The following is a 15,737-nucleotide window of genomic DNA, read 5'->3' as shown; positions in this document are numbered from 1 at the left end:
GCCGGCCGATAGCGCGCATCGACGCCCATGCCACACTTGCGGCATGGAAAAGGAGATCTTCAAGACCGCGCGGCTGACCGGCAGACACCTGCGCCTGTCCGACGTCGATGCCTTGGTCGCGGTCTACGGCGACGCCGAGGCCATGCGTTGGGTCGGCGACGGCGAACCGCTGGATCGCGCGCAATGCGTGGAATGGGTGACCGTGTCCGAGCGCAACTACCGCACGCGCGGCTACGGCATGTCCGCGCTGGTGGAGCGGGCCAGCGGCCAGACCGTCGGCTTCTGCGGGCTGGTGCATCCCGCCGGCCAGGCCGAGGCCGAACTGAAATACGCGTTCAGACGCGAGCATTGGGGGCGCGGGCTGGCGACCGAAGCGGCGCGTGCGATGCTGGCCTATGCGCGCGAGGAACTCGGCCTGCGGCACGCGATCGCCACCGCGTATCCGCAGAACCTGGCCTCGCTGCGCGTGCTGCGCAAGGCCGGCATGCAGCCCGCGCCGACCCGCACGGACGCGGACGGCACGCGCATCTGCTGTTTCGTGTGGCAGGCGGCCACGCCGCTAGCAAGCGAGCAATCGCACGGCACCGCGCTTCCAGCCGGCCTGGCATCGGAATAGACGTGGCGCGTTTGCTGTGGCGACAGCGGACAGCGGGCCGACCGCGTCAGCCGACCGCGATCGCCGCTTTCCGCGCGCCGCCTCAGTAGTCGAAACGCTCGCCCGCAAGCGGCGGCGTCGCCGCCGGCTGGCGCAGCGCATGCGTGCGTTGCTCGAAGGCGAAACCGTATCCCAGCAGCCGCTGCTCGCTGAACTCCGGGCCCAGGAACGACACCCCCACCGGCAGGCCGTCGGCGGTGAACCCCGCCGGCACGGTCAGCTCGGGCCAGCCGGCCACGCTCGCCAGGCCCGGACCGAAGTTGCCGAACAAGCCGCGCGCATTGCGCTGCGCGGGTTCTCCGATGCGGTTGATGCGCATGGTCTGGGTCGGATAGACGATCGCGTCGAGGCGGTCGCGGGTCAGCAGCGCCTGCATCGACGCCTTGACGAACTGGCGGCCCTGCTCGCGGGCGGCCAGATAGGACGCGTCGGTCGGCGGCAGCGCCGCGGCTTCCTCGCGGTAGCCGTCGCGGCGCCCCGGATTCGGGAAGGCGCCGGCCGGGGTCGACGCGTTGAGCGCCTCGCTCAACGCCAGGATATCCGCATGGCGTTGCGGATACCGCGGCGGGAACGACGCCGGCAGATACGCATCCAGGCTGGGTGCGGCTTCGGTGCGCACGATGATCGCCTGCAGCTCGCCGCTCAGGCGCAGCAGCCACGGCGGCAGTTCGATCTCCACCACCGACGCACCGCTGGCCCGCAACGCATCGAGCGCGGCCTGCATCGCCGCGTCCACCTGTGGGTCGTCGCCGGAAAAGTCGCGCCGCGGAAAGCCGATGCGCGCACCGCGCAGGGCATCGGCGCGCAACCCGAACATGGCATCGGCGGGATCGCGACCGCTCGCATCGCGCGCCACCGCCGGCCGCCGATCCGCCTCCTGCAGCACGCTCAGGACCAGCGCGGCATCGGCGACGGAGCGCGCGATGGGACCGACCGCGTCGAGCGTGGGCGCATTCGGCTGGATGCCCGCATAGCCGATCGCGCCGGTGGTCGGGCGCAGGCCGACCACGCCGTTGGTCGCGGCAGGCCAGCGCGCCGAGCCGGTGGTGTCGGTCGCGATCCCCACCGGCGCGTAGCCGGCCGCGACGCCGACGGCGGTGCCGCTGGACGAGCCGGCCGGGCTGTAGGCGAGGTTGTGCGGATTGCGCGTCTGCCCGCCCAGCGAACTCAGCGCCGGCCCCGAGGCCAGCTCGCTCAGGTTGACCTTCGCCAGGATGATGGCGCCCGCCTCGCGCAGCCGCGCGACCACCGCCGCGTCCGCATACGGCACCGCGCCGCGCAGGCCGTAGAAGCCGAGCGTGGTGGGGAGATCGCCGGTGTTGATGTTGTCCTTGAGCAGTACCGGAATGCCGTGCAGTGGCGAGCGGCGTCCGCTGGCGCGGCGCTCGGCATCCAGCGCGCGGGCCTGCTCCAGCGCGTGCGGGTTGAGGCTGATGACCGCATGCAGTTGCGGATCGTAGGCCTGGATCCGCGCCAGCGACAGCGCAACCAGTCGCTCCGAACTCAACGCGCCGCTGTCGATCGCGCGGTTGATCTCGGCGATGCTCGCGGTCTGCAGGTCGAACCGGCGCGGCGCATGGTCGTGCGCCGCGGCGACGCTCCACAGCAGCGCGAGCGCCGCCAGGCCGGCACGGTAGGAAAGCCTCATTTCGCCGCCTCTGCGTTTGTCGCCATGCTCGGAATGACCTGTTGTGCGATGCCGCGCCAGGCGTCGCGACCTGCCGCTATTGTTGCCCGGCCGCCAGCCAGGCCGTGAGCTGCGCGAGATCGAACGGCCACTGCAGTTCGCGCCCCGCCGCATCGCGCAGCACCGGCACCCGCTCGCCGTAGCGCGCTTCCAGCGCCGCGTCGCCGTCGATGAACACGCTTTCCAGGTCGCCGGCGCGCGCCTGCGCCAGGACCGTCAGTGCCAGGTCGCACAGGTGGCAATCGTCGCGCTGGTACAGGGTCAGGGACAGCGCGGCGGCTCCGATGCTGCGCTGCGGGCGTCCGCAGCAGGCCAGGGGCATAGAATAGACGGTCTTTGGCCTACCACCTCTCCGGCACGCATGGCTGTCAGCACCTTCGACCTGTTCAAGATCGGCATCGGGCCGAGCTCTTCGCACACCGTGGGGCCGATGCGCGCGGCCGAGCGCTTCGTGCACCGTTGGCTGCTGGATCCGGGCCGGCTGCACGAGGTGGTGCGGATCCGTGCCGAGGTGTTCGGCTCGCTGGCGCTGACCGGGCGCGGCCACGGCACCGACAAGGCGGTGCTGCTCGGGCTGGAAGGGCAGCGCCCGAACCTGATCGACCCGGACATCATCCCGAGCACGCTCGAACGCATCCGCAGCAGCAAGCGCATCAACCTGATGGGCCAGCACAGCATCGCTTTCGACGAGAAGCGCGACCTGGCGCTGAACAAGCGCCAGAAGCTGCCGTACCACACCAACGGCATGCGCTTCACCGCCTACGCCGCCGACGAGCAGGTGATCGCCACGCGCGACTATTACTCGGTCGGCGGCGGCTTCGTGGTCAACCAGGACGACGCTGCCGACGACCGCATCGTCGCCGACGAAACCCCGCTGCCCTACCCGTTCAAGAGCGGCGACGAACTGCTGGCGCAGGCCGCGCGCAGCGGCCTGAGCATCGCCGCGCTGATGTTCGAGAACGAGAAATGCTGGCGCAGCGAGGACGAGATCCGCGCCGGCCTGCGCGAGCTGTGGAACGCGATGCAGGCCTGCGTGGCGCGCGGCATCCGCGAGGAAGGCACCCTGCCCGGCGGCCTGCACGTCTCGCGCCGCGCGCCGGCGCTGTACCGCGAGCTGTCGTCCAAGCCGGAGGCGGCGATGCGCGATCCGCTGACCACGCTGGACTGGGTCAACCTGTACGCGCTGGCGGTCAACGAAGAGAACGCCGCCGGCGGGCGCGTGGTCACCGCGCCGACCAACGGCGCGGCCGGGATCATCCCGGCGGTGCTGCACTACTTCGACCGCTTCTGCCCGGGCAGCGACGAGCAGCGCATCTTCGACTTCCTGCTGACCGCCGCGGCGATCGGCATCCTGTACAAGGAAAACGCCTCCATCTCCGGCGCCGAGGTCGGTTGCCAGGGCGAGGTCGGCGTGGCCTGCTCGATGGCCGCCGGCGGCCTGGTCGCCGCGCTCGGCGGCAAGCCGGGACAGATCGAGAACGCCGCCGAGATCGGCATGGAACACAATCTCGGCCTGACCTGCGATCCGATCGGCGGGCTGGTGCAGATCCCGTGCATCGAGCGCAACGCGATGGGCGCGGTGAAGGCGATCAACGCCAGCCGCATGGCCATGCGCGGCGACGGCAAGCACAAGGTGTCGCTGGACAAGGTGATCCGCACCATGCGCGACACCGGCCGCGACATGCAGGACAAGTACAAGGAAACCAGCCGCGGCGGGCTCGCGGTGAACGTGATCGAGTGCTGAGCTGATGCCCGCGGCGCGGCCTGCATGCACCAGCGGGGCGCGCGGGGCGTGCCTGCGAACGCGGCAAGCCGGCGCCGGCGGCGCCCAGTCCACGGCATCGGCGCGCCCCCTAACGCGCGCGACCGCGTCCCCCGCGCCAGGCCTGCGCGGATGAATCGCCTCGCCGCGGCGGTCGCGATCGCCACGGCGCAGGCGTTTGCTGCAGTGCGGATAAAGATCCGCGCACCAGCGCCGATAGCGACTGTGACGACCCGCCGATTCGGCACTGGAATGCTCTTGCAGTCCCACCCCGCTTCCTGCTGCACCCGTGCGCTGCAGCTGGCCATGCTCCTGGGAGCGTGGTGCTCGCTCGTGCCGACGGCGGCCGCCCTGCAGCCGGACAAGCAGTTCAACCACTACGAAAGCCAACGCTGGGGCCTGGAACAGGGGCTGCCGCAGCTGAGCGTGCAGGCCTTCGCGCAGGACCGGCAGGGCTACCTGTGGATCGGCACGATGAGCGGGCTAGCGCGCTTCGACGGCGTGCGCATGACCACCTTCGGCGAAAAGGCGCCGGCGCACCTGCCCGGCCCGATGATCAAGGCCTTGCACGTGGATCCCAGTGGCGACCTGTGGATCGGGACCTACCGCGGGTTGGCGCGCTACCGCGACGGGCGCTTCAGCAACCTGCTGCCGCAGGATCCGCAGTCGCCGCTATTGAACATCGAAGCGATCGCGGTCGACGCGCAGGGCACGGTGCTGGTCGCGGCGCAGGACGGCGTCTACGCCGTGGTCGGCGACCGCCTGCGCCTGCGCCATCGCATCGCCGACGGTGCCTATGCCCTGCTGCCACGCGGCCGCGAGCTGTGGGTCGGCACGCGCGGCGCCGTGCTGCGTTTCGCTGCCGATGACGACGACGCGCCGCTGCCGCTGCCGGCGGACGCGCGCGAGGCGCCGGTACGGCAGTTGCTGGACGCGCAGGGACGGCTGTGGGCGGGCAGCCGCGACGGCCTGCTGTTCCGCCGCGATGGCCGCTGGCAGCGCCTGCCCGGCGACCCGGCGCTGACCCGGCGCGCGGTGGAAGCGCTGTTCCAGGACAGCGACGGCAACCTGTGGGTGGGCCTGCCCGGCTACCTGCTGCGCGTGCGCGACGGCGGCATCGTCGAGCAGTACGCCGAAGGCAACCAGGACGCCGGCGCCAGCGCGATCTTCGAAGATCGCGAGCGCAACCTGTGGCTGGGCAGCCGCTGGAAGGGCGCGACCCGCCTGTGGAACGGCTGGACGCGCCGCTACAGCAGTTACGAAGGCCTGGCCGACCCGTTGGTGTGGACCCTGGCGCGCGATCCCGACGGCTCGCTGTGGGTCGGCACCGGCAGCGGCCTGGCGCGGCTGCGCGATGGCCGCTACCAGCAGGTCCTGAGCCGCGAACAGCTGCCCGCCGATGTCCCCTACACCTTGCTGGCCGAACCCGGCCAGCTGTGGATCGGCACCCGCCGCGGCGCCGTGCTGTACCGCGACGGGCGCGCCACGCTGCCGCCGCTGCTGGCGCCGCTGCGCGAACTGCAGATCAGCGGCATCGTCCGCGACCGCGCGCAGCGCCTGTGGTTCGCCAGCAGCGACGGCCTGTTCCGCAGCGACGGCAGCCGCCTGCATCGCTACGGCACCAGCGACGGCCTGCGCGACCCGCGCATCCGCCTGATCCACGAGACCGGCGACGGCCGCCTGCTGGTCGGCACCCAGGCCGGCCTGTACGAATTGCGCGGTGAGCGCCTGGTGTCGCTGGCCGACGCCGGCTCGGCGCTGGCCGACGCCGACGTCACCGCCGTGCACGAATTGCCCGGCGGGCAGTGGGTGGTCGGCACGCTGTCGGAACAGCTGTGGGTGTTCGACGGCAAGCGCTGGACCATGTTCGACGAACGCGACGGGCTGCCCGACAACGCCGCGTTCTTCATCGCCGACGACGGCCACGGCAGCCTGTGGGTGGCGGGCCTGCGCGGCGTCTACCGGATGCCGTTGGCGAGCCTGCTCAAGCGCATCGAGGTGCCGGCCACGCCGTTGCAGGCCGAGCTGCTGCTCAACGAGCGCGGCGAGCGCCATGGCGGCGTGCAGGGCCTGTGCTGCAACGGCGCCGGCAACGGCAAGGGCTTCATCGACAACGGCACGCTGTGGCTGCCCAGCCGCGACGGCGTGGTGAGCATGGACACCGCCGGCATCGTCAAGAACCCGGTGGCGCCGCAGCCGGTGGTGGAACGCGTCCGCGCGCAGGGCCGCTGGCTGGCGCCGCAGGCGCTGCGCGAGGCGCCGCTGCCGGCGCAGGCGCGCGACCTGGATTTCGAGTTCACCGCCGCCTCGTTCCAGGCCCCGGAGAACGTGGAACTGCGCTACCGCCTGCTCGGCTACGACACCCGCTGGCGCACCCTCGACGACCTCCGCCAGCGCGTGGCGACCTATACCAACCTGCCCGGCGGCGACTACGTGTTCGAAGTCACCGGCAGCAACAACGCCGGCGTCTGGGCGCAGGCCCCGGCGCGGCTGCCGCTGCGCATCCGGCTGCGTTTCCAGGAGACGCTGTACTACAAGCTGCTGCTGGGGCTGGGCCTGCTGGCGCTGCTGCTGCTCGGCATCCGCATGGCGCGCCTGGTCAACCAGCGCCAGCGCGAGCGGCTGGAACGGCAGGTGCACAAGCGCACCGAAGCGCTGCAGGCGGCCAACCAGCGCCTGCAGGAAGCCAGCTTCACCGACGACCTGACCCAACTGCGCAACCGCCGCTACCTGTCGCTGCACATTCCCAGCGACATCGCGCTGTACCGGCGCATGGCCGCCAACGACCAGGACATGCTGTCCTCGGGCATGCTGTTCGCGCTGATCGACATCGACCATTTCAAGGCGATCAACGACAGCGGCGGCCACCACACCGGCGACGCGGTGCTGCAGCAGATGGCGCAGTTGCTGGTCAAGCTGACCCGCGAAAGCGACTACGTGGTGCGCTGGGGCGGCGAGGAATTCCTGCTGGTGCTGCGCTCGGCGCCGCGCGAGAACCTGACCGTGGCGGCCGAGCGCCTGTGCCGGGCGATCGCCGCACACCGTTTCACCCTCGATCACGGCCGCCAGGGCCAGGTCACCTGCTCGATCGGCCTGGCCGAATTCCCGTTCGTGCACGATCCCGACAGCCGCCTGGGCTGGGAACAATTGCTGATCCTCGCCGACCGCGCGCTGTACCAGGCCAAGGCCAAGGGCCGCAACGGCTGGGCCGCGTACCGGCCGGCGCTGGGCACGCAGGCCGAGCAGGTGCTGGCGGCGTTGCAGGAGCCGGCCGAGCGCATGCAGCACCACGCCTGCCTGAGCCTGGTGCACGGCAACTGCTGAGCCGCGTTGACGCCCCGCGTGCGCGGCGTGGGCTAGAGTCGCCGCGTCCCCCGCAGGTTCTCCCACCGCATGCGCCGACCCCTTTCGTTCCTTGCCGCGCTCGCCGCCGCCTCCCTGTTGCTGCCATGCCATGCCGCCACCCCGGCGCGCTATGGCCCGCAGTTGGAAGGCTTCGACTATCCCTCGAAGGTCGCGCACTACGCCCTCGTCTCGCAAGGTCAGTCCCTGCAGATGGCCTATCTGGACGTGGCGCCGACCGGCACGCCCAATGGCCGTACCGCGGTCCTGCTGCACGGCAAGAACTTCTGCGCCGCGACCTGGGAAGACACCATCGCGGCGCTGAGCGCGCACGGCTACCGGGTGATCGCGCCGGACCAGGTCGGCTTCTGCAAGTCGAGCAAGCCGGCGGCCTACCAGTTCTCGTTCGCGCAGTTGGCGGCCAACACGCACGCGCTGCTGGAGCACCTCGGCATCGCCCGCGCGGTGGTGGTCGGGCACTCGATGGGCGGCATGCTGGCGATCCGCTATGCGCTGATGTATCCGCAGGCCACCGACCACCTGGCCCTGGTCAATCCGATCGGGCTGGAAGACTGGAAGGCGCTCGGCGTGCCCTGGCAAAGCGTGGACGCGTGGTACCAAAGCGAACTGAAGACCGACTTCGACAGCATCAAGAACTACCAGCTGCGCACCTACTACGCGGGCCAGTGGAAACCCGAATTCGAACGCTGGGCGCGCATGCAGGCCGGCATGTATGCCGGCCCCGGCAAGCAGGCGGTGGCCTGGAACCAGGCGCTGACCTACGACATGGTGTTCAACCAGCCGGTGGTCTACGAACTGCCGCAACTGAAGGTCGCCACCACGCTGCTGATCGGCCAGAAGGACACCACCGCGATCGGCAAGGCGCTGGCGCCGGAGGCGGTGAAGGCGCAGCTCGGCGACTACCCCGCCCTCGGCAAACGCGCGGCGGCGGCGATTCCCGGCGCCAAGCTGGTCGAATTCGCCGAACTGGGCCACTCGCCGCAGGTGCAGGACCCGCAGCGCTTCAACGCCGCATTGCTGGACGCGCTGTCGCACTGAGCCGTGCGGCCCGCCGGGCCGCTGCACGTATTGCTCGTTCCATGCCACGCGCCGCTGCGTCGTCCGACCCAGCGGCGCACAGCGCTTGCGCCCTGCAGCATGACAGGCGCCATCGACTGTCTGCGCGAGCCCGCGGAACCAACGTTGTCACCCATTACTGAGATAGCCACCCCGATTGTTCAGCGCGGGGAATTGACAACGTTATCACCGCATCCGACGGTCCGTTCTCCAGCACGCCCGCACGACCCCGGTCGCGCCCAGGCGTGCTGGAAAGCAGCGCGTACAGGGGGAAAGGTCCGGCTGCCCCGGAAACGCAGGAACCACATCGCACAGGACAGGAGGTTTCACCATGAACGTGAAATTCGCTCTACCGTGGCTGTTGTGCTGTACCGCCCTCGTCGGATTCGCTTCCCAGGCACGCGCGCAGTCGGTGTCGTGCAGCGGCATCGCCGCCTGGGACGCGGCCAAGATCTACCAGAGCGGCGACAAGCTGGTGTTCCAGGGCAAGCTGTACCAGGCCACCACGCAGATATGGAACGCCGCGCCCACCTATTGCACCAGCTGCGGCTGGTACCAGGAACTGGGCACCTGCAGCACCACCGCCAACCAACCGCCGAGCGTGGCCCTGAGCGCGCCGGCCAGCGGCGCCAGCTTCGCCAGCGGCGCCACGATCACTGTGTCGGCGAATGCCGCGGATGCCGACGGCAGCATCGCCAAGGTCGAGTTCTTCCGCGGCGGCACCTCGCTGGGCAGCGACACCAGTTCGCCGTACAGCGTCACCTGGAACAACGCCAGCGCCGGCAGCCACCAGCTCACCGCCGTGGCGACCGACAACCAGGGTGCGACCGCCACCTCCGCGGCCCGCGGCATCACCGTCACCGGCACCCCGCCCACCGACACCACCGCACCGAGTGTGCCGACCGGCCTGGCCTCGGCCACGCAGACCAGCAGCAGCGCCACCCTGTCGTGGAACGCGGCCAGCGACAACGCCGGCGGCAGCGGCATCGCCGGCTACCGCGTGTACCGCAACGGCACCCTGGTCGGCTCGCCCACCGGCACCGCCTATACCGACTCGGCACTGGCCGCCGACACCAGCTACAGCTACCAGGTCGCCGCACGCGACAACGCCGGCAACGCCTCGGCCAACAGCGCGGCGCTGAGCGTACGCACCAGGCCGGCCGGCAATGGCGGCGGCAAGCGCGTCATCGGCTACTTCGTGCAGTGGGGCATCTACGGCCGCAACTACCAGGTCGCCGACATCGAGAAGAGCGGCTCGGCCAACTACATGACCCACATCAACTACGCCTTCGGCAATGTGCGCAACAACCGCTGCGAAGTGGGCGTGGTGCAGCCGTCCGATCCCAACACCGGCGCCGGCGGCGACGCGTTCGCCGACTACACCAAGGCGTTCGCGGCCGCGCAGAGCGTCGATGGCGTGGCCGATACCTGGGACCAGCCGCTGCGCGGCAACTGGAACCAGCTGAAGAAGCTCAAGGCCAAGCACCCGGGCCTGAAGGTGCTGATCTCGCTCGGCGGCTGGACCTGGTCGCGCGGTTTCGCCAGCGCCGCACGTCCGGAGAACCGCCAGGCCTTCGTGGCGTCGTGCATCGACGCCTACATCCGCGGCAATCTGCCGGTCACCGACGGCGCAGGCGGCACGGCGGCCGCGGCCGGCGTGTTCGACGGCATCGACATCGACTGGGAATATCCCAACGCCTGCGGCCTCAGCTGCGGCAGCGCCGAGGATCGGCAGAACTTCACCGCGCTGCTGGCCGAGTTCCGGCGCCAGCTCAACGAGGTCCGCTCCGGCCTGCTGCTGACCGTGGCGGTCGGCGCCGGCGTGGACAAGATCCGCGCGACCGATCCGGCGCAGTACCACCCGTCGCTGGACTACATCAACGTCATGACCTACGACTTCCATGGCGCGTTCGAGCCGACCACCAACCACCACTCGGCGCTGTTCGATTCGCCGGCCGATCCGTCCACCGGCGACCAGCGCTACTACAACAGCAACGACGCGATGCAGGCGTTCCTGGATGCCGGCGTGCCCGCGGCCAAGCTCAACCTCGGCATCGGCTTCTACGGGCGCGGCTGGAGCAACGTGCCCAACGTCAACAACGGCCTGTACCAGAGCGGCAGCCCGGCGCCCGGCACCTACGAGGCCGGCATCGAGGACTACAAGGTCCTGAAGAACGCGGCCGGCACCTCGCATACCGACAACGCTGCCGGCGCGCACTGGAAGTACAACGGCAGCACCTTCTGGAGCTACGACACGCCCGGCGTGATCACCCAGAAGATGGGCTACGTGAAGGCGCAGGGCCTGGGCGGCGCCTTCTTCTGGGAGTTCAGCGGCGACGCGCCGCAGGCGGAACTGGTCAAGGCGGTCAGCAACGGGCTGCAATAAGCGGCGCAGCGACGCCATCCAGCAAACGAAACGCCGGCGCAAGCCGGCGTTTCTCTTTGCGCGTCCCCGATACGGGGTCGGACGTCGTCGCGGTGCACGCAATCGCTCAGTCGGCGGCGATGCGCAACACGTCATCGAGCAATGCGGCCGCGGTCACCTCGGCGCCGGCACCCGGGCCCTGGATCAACAACGGCTGCTGCAGGTAGCGGTCGCTGTGCAGCGCGACGCGGTTGTCGGTGCCGGCACCGCTGGCCAGCGGATGGCCCAGCGGCAATGCGCGCAACCCCACCGACGCGCCGTGCGCATCGAAACGGCCGACGAAGCGCAGGCAGGCGCCGTTCGCGCTGGCCTGCGCCAGGCGCGCGGCCAGCGGCGCATCCAGCGCCGACAGCACCGCATCCAGCTCGCTCGGCGCTGCCGCGGCCAGCGCGGGCGGCAGCAGCGACTCCACCTGCACCTGCTCGGCGCGCAGCGGCAGCCCGGCAGCGCGCGCCAGGATCAGCAGCTTGCGGCGCACGTCCTCGCCGGACAGGTCCTCGCGCGGATCCGGCTCGGTATAGCCGGCCGCCGCCGCCTCGCGCACGCAGTCCGAAAACGCCTGCGTGCCGTCGTAGCGATGGAACAGCCACGCCAGCGATCCCGACAGCACGCCCTCCACCGCATGGATATGGTCGCCGCCAGCGACCAGCGCGCGCAGGCTGCTCAGCAGCGGCAGGCCGGCGCCGACCGTGGCGCTGTCGCCGTAGTGGGTGGCGCCCGTATGCCGCGCCGCCTCGATCTGCTGCGCGCGCTCCAGCGCCGCGCCGCGTCCTAGCTTGTTCGCGGTGACCACGTGCACGCCGCGCGCCAGCCACTGCGCATGCCGCTGCGCGACCGCGTCGCTGGCGGTGGCGTCGACCAGCACGTCGCCACGGCGCAGCTCGTCCGCCGCGAGGTCGTGCGCGCGCGCGCCGCGCGGCGCGGCGTTGGCCGCGTCCAGCGCGTGCGCGCTGGCATTGGCCAGGCACACCTGGCGCGTGCGCGAATTGGCCAGCCAGGCGAAGGCCGGCAGGCCCGCGCGCCGCTGCTGCAAGGCCTGGTAGCGCGCGACGAAGGCGCGGCCGACGGTGCCGGTACCGAGCAAGGCCAGCTGCGGCGCATGCACGACTGCCTCGGCGCGCAGCCGCGGCGCGAGCGCGTCGTCGGCGAGACGGCTCACGCGTCCACCCGTTTGCGTGCCACCGCCTCGCTGGCCTGCTGCGCGCGCAGCAGACCCGCCTGCAGGTCGGCGACCAGGTCCGCGCTGGACTCGATGCCCACCGACAGGCGCAGCAGACCGTCGCCGATGCCGGCATTGGCGCGCGCCTCGGCGGTCATCGCCGCATGCGTCATCGACGCCGGGTGCGCGACCAGGCTCTCGACCCCGCCCAGCGACTCGGCCAGGGTGAAATAGCGCAGGCCATCGACGAAGGCGCGCACCTCGGCCTCGCCGCCGGCCAGCTCGAAGCTGATCATCGCGCCGAAGCCCTGCTGCTGCCGCGCTGCGACCGCGTGACCCGGATGCGTGGCCAGGCCCGGGTAATAGACCTGGCTGACCGCCGCATGCCCGTCCAGCAGCGCCACCACCGCCTGCGCGTTCTCTTGGTGCACGCGCAGGCGCGCATCCAGCGTGCGCAGGCCGCGCAGGGTCAGGAACGCGTCGAACGGCGAACCGGTCAGGCCCAGCGCATTCGCCCACCACACCAGTTGCTGGTGCAGCTCGGCATCGGCGGCGATCACCGCGCCGCCGACCACATCGCTATGGCCGTTGACGTACTTGGTGGTGGAGTGGATGACGATGTCGGCGCCGAACGCGATCGGCTTCTGCAGCGCCGGCGACAGGAAGGTGTTGTCGACCACCGCCAGCGCGCCGGCCTTGTGCGAGGCATCGATGACGAAGCGCAGGTCGGTGATGCGCAGCAGCGGGTTGGACGGGGTCTCGATCAGCACCAGCTTCGGCGCCTGCGCCAGCGCCTCGGCCAGCGAGCGTGGATCGGTCAGGTCGGCGGTGATCAGGTCGAAATGGCCCTTCTTGGCCAGTGCGTTGAACAGCCGCCAGCTGCCGCCGTACGCATCGTGCGGCACCACCAGCTTGTCGCCCGGCTGCAGCAGCGCGTTGAGCACCAGGTTGATCGCGCCCATCCCGGTGGCGGTGATGACGCCGCCGGCGCCGCCTTCCAGTTCCGCCAGCGCCTCGCCGAGCAGGTCGCGGGTCGGGTTGCCGCTGCGGGTGTAGTCGTACTGGCGCTTGTTGCCGAAGCCGTCGAAGCTGAAGTTCGACGACAGCACGATCGGCGGGGTCACCGCGCCGTAGGCGGTATCGCGGTCGATGCCGGCGCGCACCGCGGCGGTGGCGGCGCTACAGGGCAGATCGTTGTCGTGGGCAGTGCTCATGCGGTAGCTCCGGTGGGGCGAAGGGCGGTGGCGAGGATCGCGTCGATGCGGTCGGTTTCTTTCAGGAAGGCGTCGTGCCCGTACGGCGAGCGCAGCACGCGCAGGCTGCCGCGCGGGCCCAGCCCTTCGACCAGGGTGACCAGGTCGGCCAGTGGCACCAGGCGGTCGCCTTCGACCGCGACCACCACGGTCGGCACGGCGACGGCGGCCGGGTCGATGCGGTGCAGGTCGATGGATTCGGACAGGCGCAGGTAGGCGTTGACCTGGGTGCGCGCCACGTACTGCGCGCCGGCAGCATCCAGGTAGTCCTCGGCGGCGACGCGGACGCGGCCGTTGATCACTTCCGGCGGCGCATCGAAGCGCTCGCCGAACTCTTCCGGGGTGCGGTAGCTGAGCATCGCGAACTGCCGCGCCAGCGACAGCCCGTGGCTCTCGGCGCACTGCAGCTGGCCCAGCGCCACCGCGCGGCGCTGCAGCGCGCGCCACGCCGCAGCATACGGATGCGCGCGGTGCGCGCCGCTGACCGCGACCAGCTTGTCCAGGCGCTGCGGATGCCGCACCGCCAGCTGCAGGCCGACCAGCGCGCCGTAGGAATAGCCGACGAAACCGTGCAAGCGGTCGATGCCCAGCGCGTCGAGCAGCGCGGCGATCGCATCGGCCTGGTCGGCGCTGTCGATCGGCGCGTCAAGGCTGCCGTCGGCACCGACGAAGTCGAACGCCAGCAGCCGCCGCTGGCTCGGGTCCAGCGCACGGCCGGCAGCGACCAGGCCCTCGGCCCAACCCTTCTCGGGAAAACTGGCATTGGCGGCCAGATGGCGATGCGCGGAGATGCCGCCGGCGACGAACACCACCGGCGCCTGTGCCGGGCCGGTGAGTTCGTAGCGCAGGCGCAGCAACTGCACGCCGGCATGACGCAGCGGCAGCGCCACCGCGACTTCGCCGCGCAGCGCGAGCACGCCATCGGCTGCCGGCGCGACGGCAGCGGCAGGGCGGTCGAGCGGCGCATTCACGGCAAGGGGGCGGTTGGGCGTATTCACGAGGCTCATGGCGATATCCGGGGAGGAACGGCCATCGAGCTTCGCGGAGCTCGCGTTCGACGTGCGGAAGGCACGAATCGAACCATCTTTCGGCGGACGCGGTGGTCCCCGCAGGATTTGGCACCTACACGGTCGCTTGCGCGTTCGCTGGCTGCCCCGGCATCAAAGGGCCTGTCCCTCCGCCGGTCTCGATGGTGGAGCCACGATGCCAGCGTTTTTCGGCAATGTCAAATCTCTTTATTCGGATGGAGAGATATAAGAGGCCGCAGCCGCGGCTGCCGCATACTCCGCGCTGCCACGGCGCTCCCCCCACGCCGGCGCCAGGAGCCCCGATGCCCGGCCAGTGCCCCGCCCCCGCCACCGCCACCGCCACCGCCCGAGAAGCTTCCGCGTTCCCGCAGCGCCGCCGCGCCGCGCCGCGTTGGCGGCTGTGCATCGCCTGGTCGCTGCTGGCCGCGGTGCCTGGACTGGGTACGGCGGCGACCCTGTATGCATGGAAAGACGCCGACGGCGTCACCCATTACGGCGACCACGTCGCCGATCCGCAGCGCGAAGCGGCATCCGGACCACCTCCGCCGACGCGTCCTTCGGCCGCCCAGACCGCCCTGGCGCGGCTGCGCCTGGACGGCCAGGCCCCGCGCCAGCAGGCCTGGGCCGACAACCGTCTGGACGGCCCGGTGCAGGTGCACCTGCGCTACCGCCACGCAGACAACGTCGCCGCGGTCCCGGCGCTGCCGCTGCGCACGGTGCTGCCGGCCCGCGGCAGCGCGCTGCTGTCGCGGCTGTACGCCAGCGACCCGCGCTACGCCAGCCAGTTCGACCTGCTCCTGGAGGCCGTCCCCGGCGATCCGGCCGCCAAGCCGCAGGACGCCCTGTACCGGCTGCCGTTCGACGGCGTCCCGGTGCGGGTGGACCAGGGCGTGGGCGGCCGTTTCAGCCACCACGACGCGCAGAACTACTACGCGCTGGATTTCGCCCTGGCCGAAGGCACCCCGGTGCTGGCCGCGCGCGCCGGCACGGTGATGCAGGTGGAAACCGGCTTCGCCGAGGCCGGGCTGGACCGCGAGACCTTCGGCGGCCGCGCCAACTTCGTGCGCATCGTGCACGCCGACGGCAGCATGGCGCTGTACGCGCACCTGGCGCCGCAGGGCGTGGCGGTGCATGCGGGCCAGCGCGTCGCCGCCGGCGAGCGGCTGGCGCTGTCGGGCAACACCGGCCTGAGCACCGCGCCGCACCTGCACTTCGCCGTGCAGGCCAACCGCGGCATGCGCCTGGAGTCGATCCCGTTCCGCATGGCCGGGGCCCTCGGCGAACTCAAGCTGCCGCGCAGCGAGGACGCCGCGCAACCCGTGGCCGGCGCCGCGGCGCTATAATTCCGC

Annotated in this window: 11 protein-coding genes and 1 riboswitch; of the genes, 6 read left to right on the top strand and 5 right to left on the bottom strand. The window is 71.2% G+C overall.

Annotated features, from left to right (window positions below):
* Window positions 1-43 precede the first annotated feature (43 nt).
* Entirely contained in the window at window positions 44-616 is a 573-nt protein-coding gene (locus VDQ83_RS01320) for a GNAT family N-acetyltransferase (RefSeq protein ID WP_455433578.1), read from the top strand.
* A gap of 82 nt (window positions 617-698) precedes the next feature.
* Here VDQ83_RS01320 and VDQ83_RS01315 read toward each other — a convergent pair whose 3' ends face one another.
* Window positions 699-2,303, bottom strand: a complete 1,605-nt coding sequence (locus VDQ83_RS01315) for an amidase (RefSeq protein WP_455433577.1) — start codon at window positions 2,301-2,303, stop codon at window positions 699-701.
* A gap of 76 nt (window positions 2,304-2,379) precedes the next feature.
* Window positions 2,380-2,613, bottom strand: a complete 234-nt coding sequence (locus tag VDQ83_RS01310) for a glutaredoxin family protein (protein ID WP_263398496.1) — start codon at window positions 2,611-2,613, stop codon at window positions 2,380-2,382.
* Between the two features lie 90 nt (window positions 2,614-2,703).
* Here VDQ83_RS01310 and VDQ83_RS01305 point away from each other — a divergent pair, with 90 nt between their 5' ends.
* The 4 genes from VDQ83_RS01305 (at window position 2,704) to VDQ83_RS01290 (ending at window position 10,909) form a co-directional block, all read left to right on the top strand.
* On the top strand, window positions 2,704-4,086 hold the full coding sequence (locus VDQ83_RS01305) for an L-serine ammonia-lyase (protein ID WP_263395289.1): 1,383 nt from the start codon (window positions 2,704-2,706) through the stop codon (window positions 4,084-4,086).
* Window positions 4,087-4,410: 324 nt separating this feature from the next.
* Window positions 4,411-7,428 (top strand): two-component regulator propeller domain-containing protein, encoded by a 3,018-nt coding sequence (locus VDQ83_RS01300; RefSeq protein ID WP_455433576.1) that lies wholly within the window; start codon window positions 4,411-4,413, stop codon window positions 7,426-7,428.
* A gap of 69 nt (window positions 7,429-7,497) precedes the next feature.
* Window positions 7,498-8,505, top strand: coding sequence for an alpha/beta fold hydrolase (locus tag VDQ83_RS01295; protein ID WP_455433575.1), 1,008 nt, complete (start codon window positions 7,498-7,500; stop codon window positions 8,503-8,505).
* Window positions 8,506-8,854: 349 nt separating this feature from the next.
* Complete coding sequence (locus VDQ83_RS01290; RefSeq protein ID WP_455433574.1) at window positions 8,855-10,909, top strand: glycosyl hydrolase family 18 protein; 2,055 nt, start codon at window positions 8,855-8,857, stop codon at window positions 10,907-10,909.
* A 106-nt stretch (window positions 10,910-11,015) separates the two neighbouring features.
* On the opposite strand, the gene VDQ83_RS01285 is transcribed toward VDQ83_RS01290, so the two are convergent.
* Genes VDQ83_RS01285 through metX form a run of 3 tightly spaced genes read right to left on the bottom strand, consistent with a single transcriptional unit; the run spans window position 11,016 to window position 14,367 of the window.
* Complete coding sequence (locus tag VDQ83_RS01285; RefSeq protein WP_455433671.1) at window positions 11,016-12,071, bottom strand: homoserine dehydrogenase; 1,056 nt, start codon at window positions 12,069-12,071, stop codon at window positions 11,016-11,018.
* Between the two features lie 32 nt (window positions 12,072-12,103).
* A complete protein-coding gene (locus VDQ83_RS01280; protein ID WP_455433573.1) occupies window positions 12,104-13,321 on the bottom strand; it encodes an O-succinylhomoserine (thiol)-lyase in 1,218 nt (405 codons plus the stop codon).
* Complete coding sequence (metX, locus tag VDQ83_RS01275) at window positions 13,318-14,367, bottom strand: homoserine O-succinyltransferase MetX (RefSeq protein WP_455433572.1); 1,050 nt, start codon at window positions 14,365-14,367, stop codon at window positions 13,318-13,320. Before metX ends, VDQ83_RS01280 begins: the two co-directional genes overlap by 4 nt.
* A gap of 70 nt (window positions 14,368-14,437) precedes the next feature.
* Window positions 14,438-14,556: riboswitch (SAM riboswitch) on the bottom strand.
* A 236-nt stretch (window positions 14,557-14,792) separates the two neighbouring features.
* Here metX and VDQ83_RS01270 point away from each other — a divergent pair.
* Window positions 14,793-15,731, top strand: coding sequence for a peptidoglycan DD-metalloendopeptidase family protein (locus tag VDQ83_RS01270; RefSeq protein WP_455433670.1), 939 nt, complete (start codon window positions 14,793-14,795; stop codon window positions 15,729-15,731).
* Window positions 15,732-15,737 lie beyond the last annotated feature (6 nt).

The organism is Xanthomonas sp. WHRI 7945, assembly GCF_035026585.1.
This window is presented reverse-complemented; position numbering and strand designations above follow the sequence as displayed.

Bases quoted from the DNA above. Each gene is read 5' to 3' on its own strand.
- VDQ83_RS01280 (WP_455433573.1), bottom strand. From the start codon at position 13,321: ATGAGCACTGCCCACGACAACGATCTGCCCTGTAGCGCCGCCACCGCC.
- VDQ83_RS01315 (WP_455433577.1), bottom strand. From the start codon at position 2,303: ATGAGGCTTTCCTACCGTGCCGGCCTGGCGGCGCTCGCGCTGCTGTGG.
- VDQ83_RS01290 (WP_455433574.1), top strand. From the start codon at position 8,855: ATGAACGTGAAATTCGCTCTACCGTGGCTGTTGTGCTGTACCGCCCTC.
- VDQ83_RS01320 (WP_455433578.1), top strand. From the start codon at position 44: ATGGAAAAGGAGATCTTCAAGACCGCGCGGCTGACCGGCAGACACCTG.
- metX (WP_455433572.1), bottom strand. From the start codon at position 14,367: ATGAGCCTCGTGAATACGCCCAACCGCCCCCTTGCCGTGAATGCGCCG.
- VDQ83_RS01305 (WP_263395289.1), top strand. From the start codon at position 2,704: ATGGCTGTCAGCACCTTCGACCTGTTCAAGATCGGCATCGGGCCGAGC.
- VDQ83_RS01295 (WP_455433575.1), top strand. From the start codon at position 7,498: ATGCGCCGACCCCTTTCGTTCCTTGCCGCGCTCGCCGCCGCCTCCCTG.
- VDQ83_RS01300 (WP_455433576.1), top strand. From the start codon at position 4,411: ATGCTCCTGGGAGCGTGGTGCTCGCTCGTGCCGACGGCGGCCGCCCTG.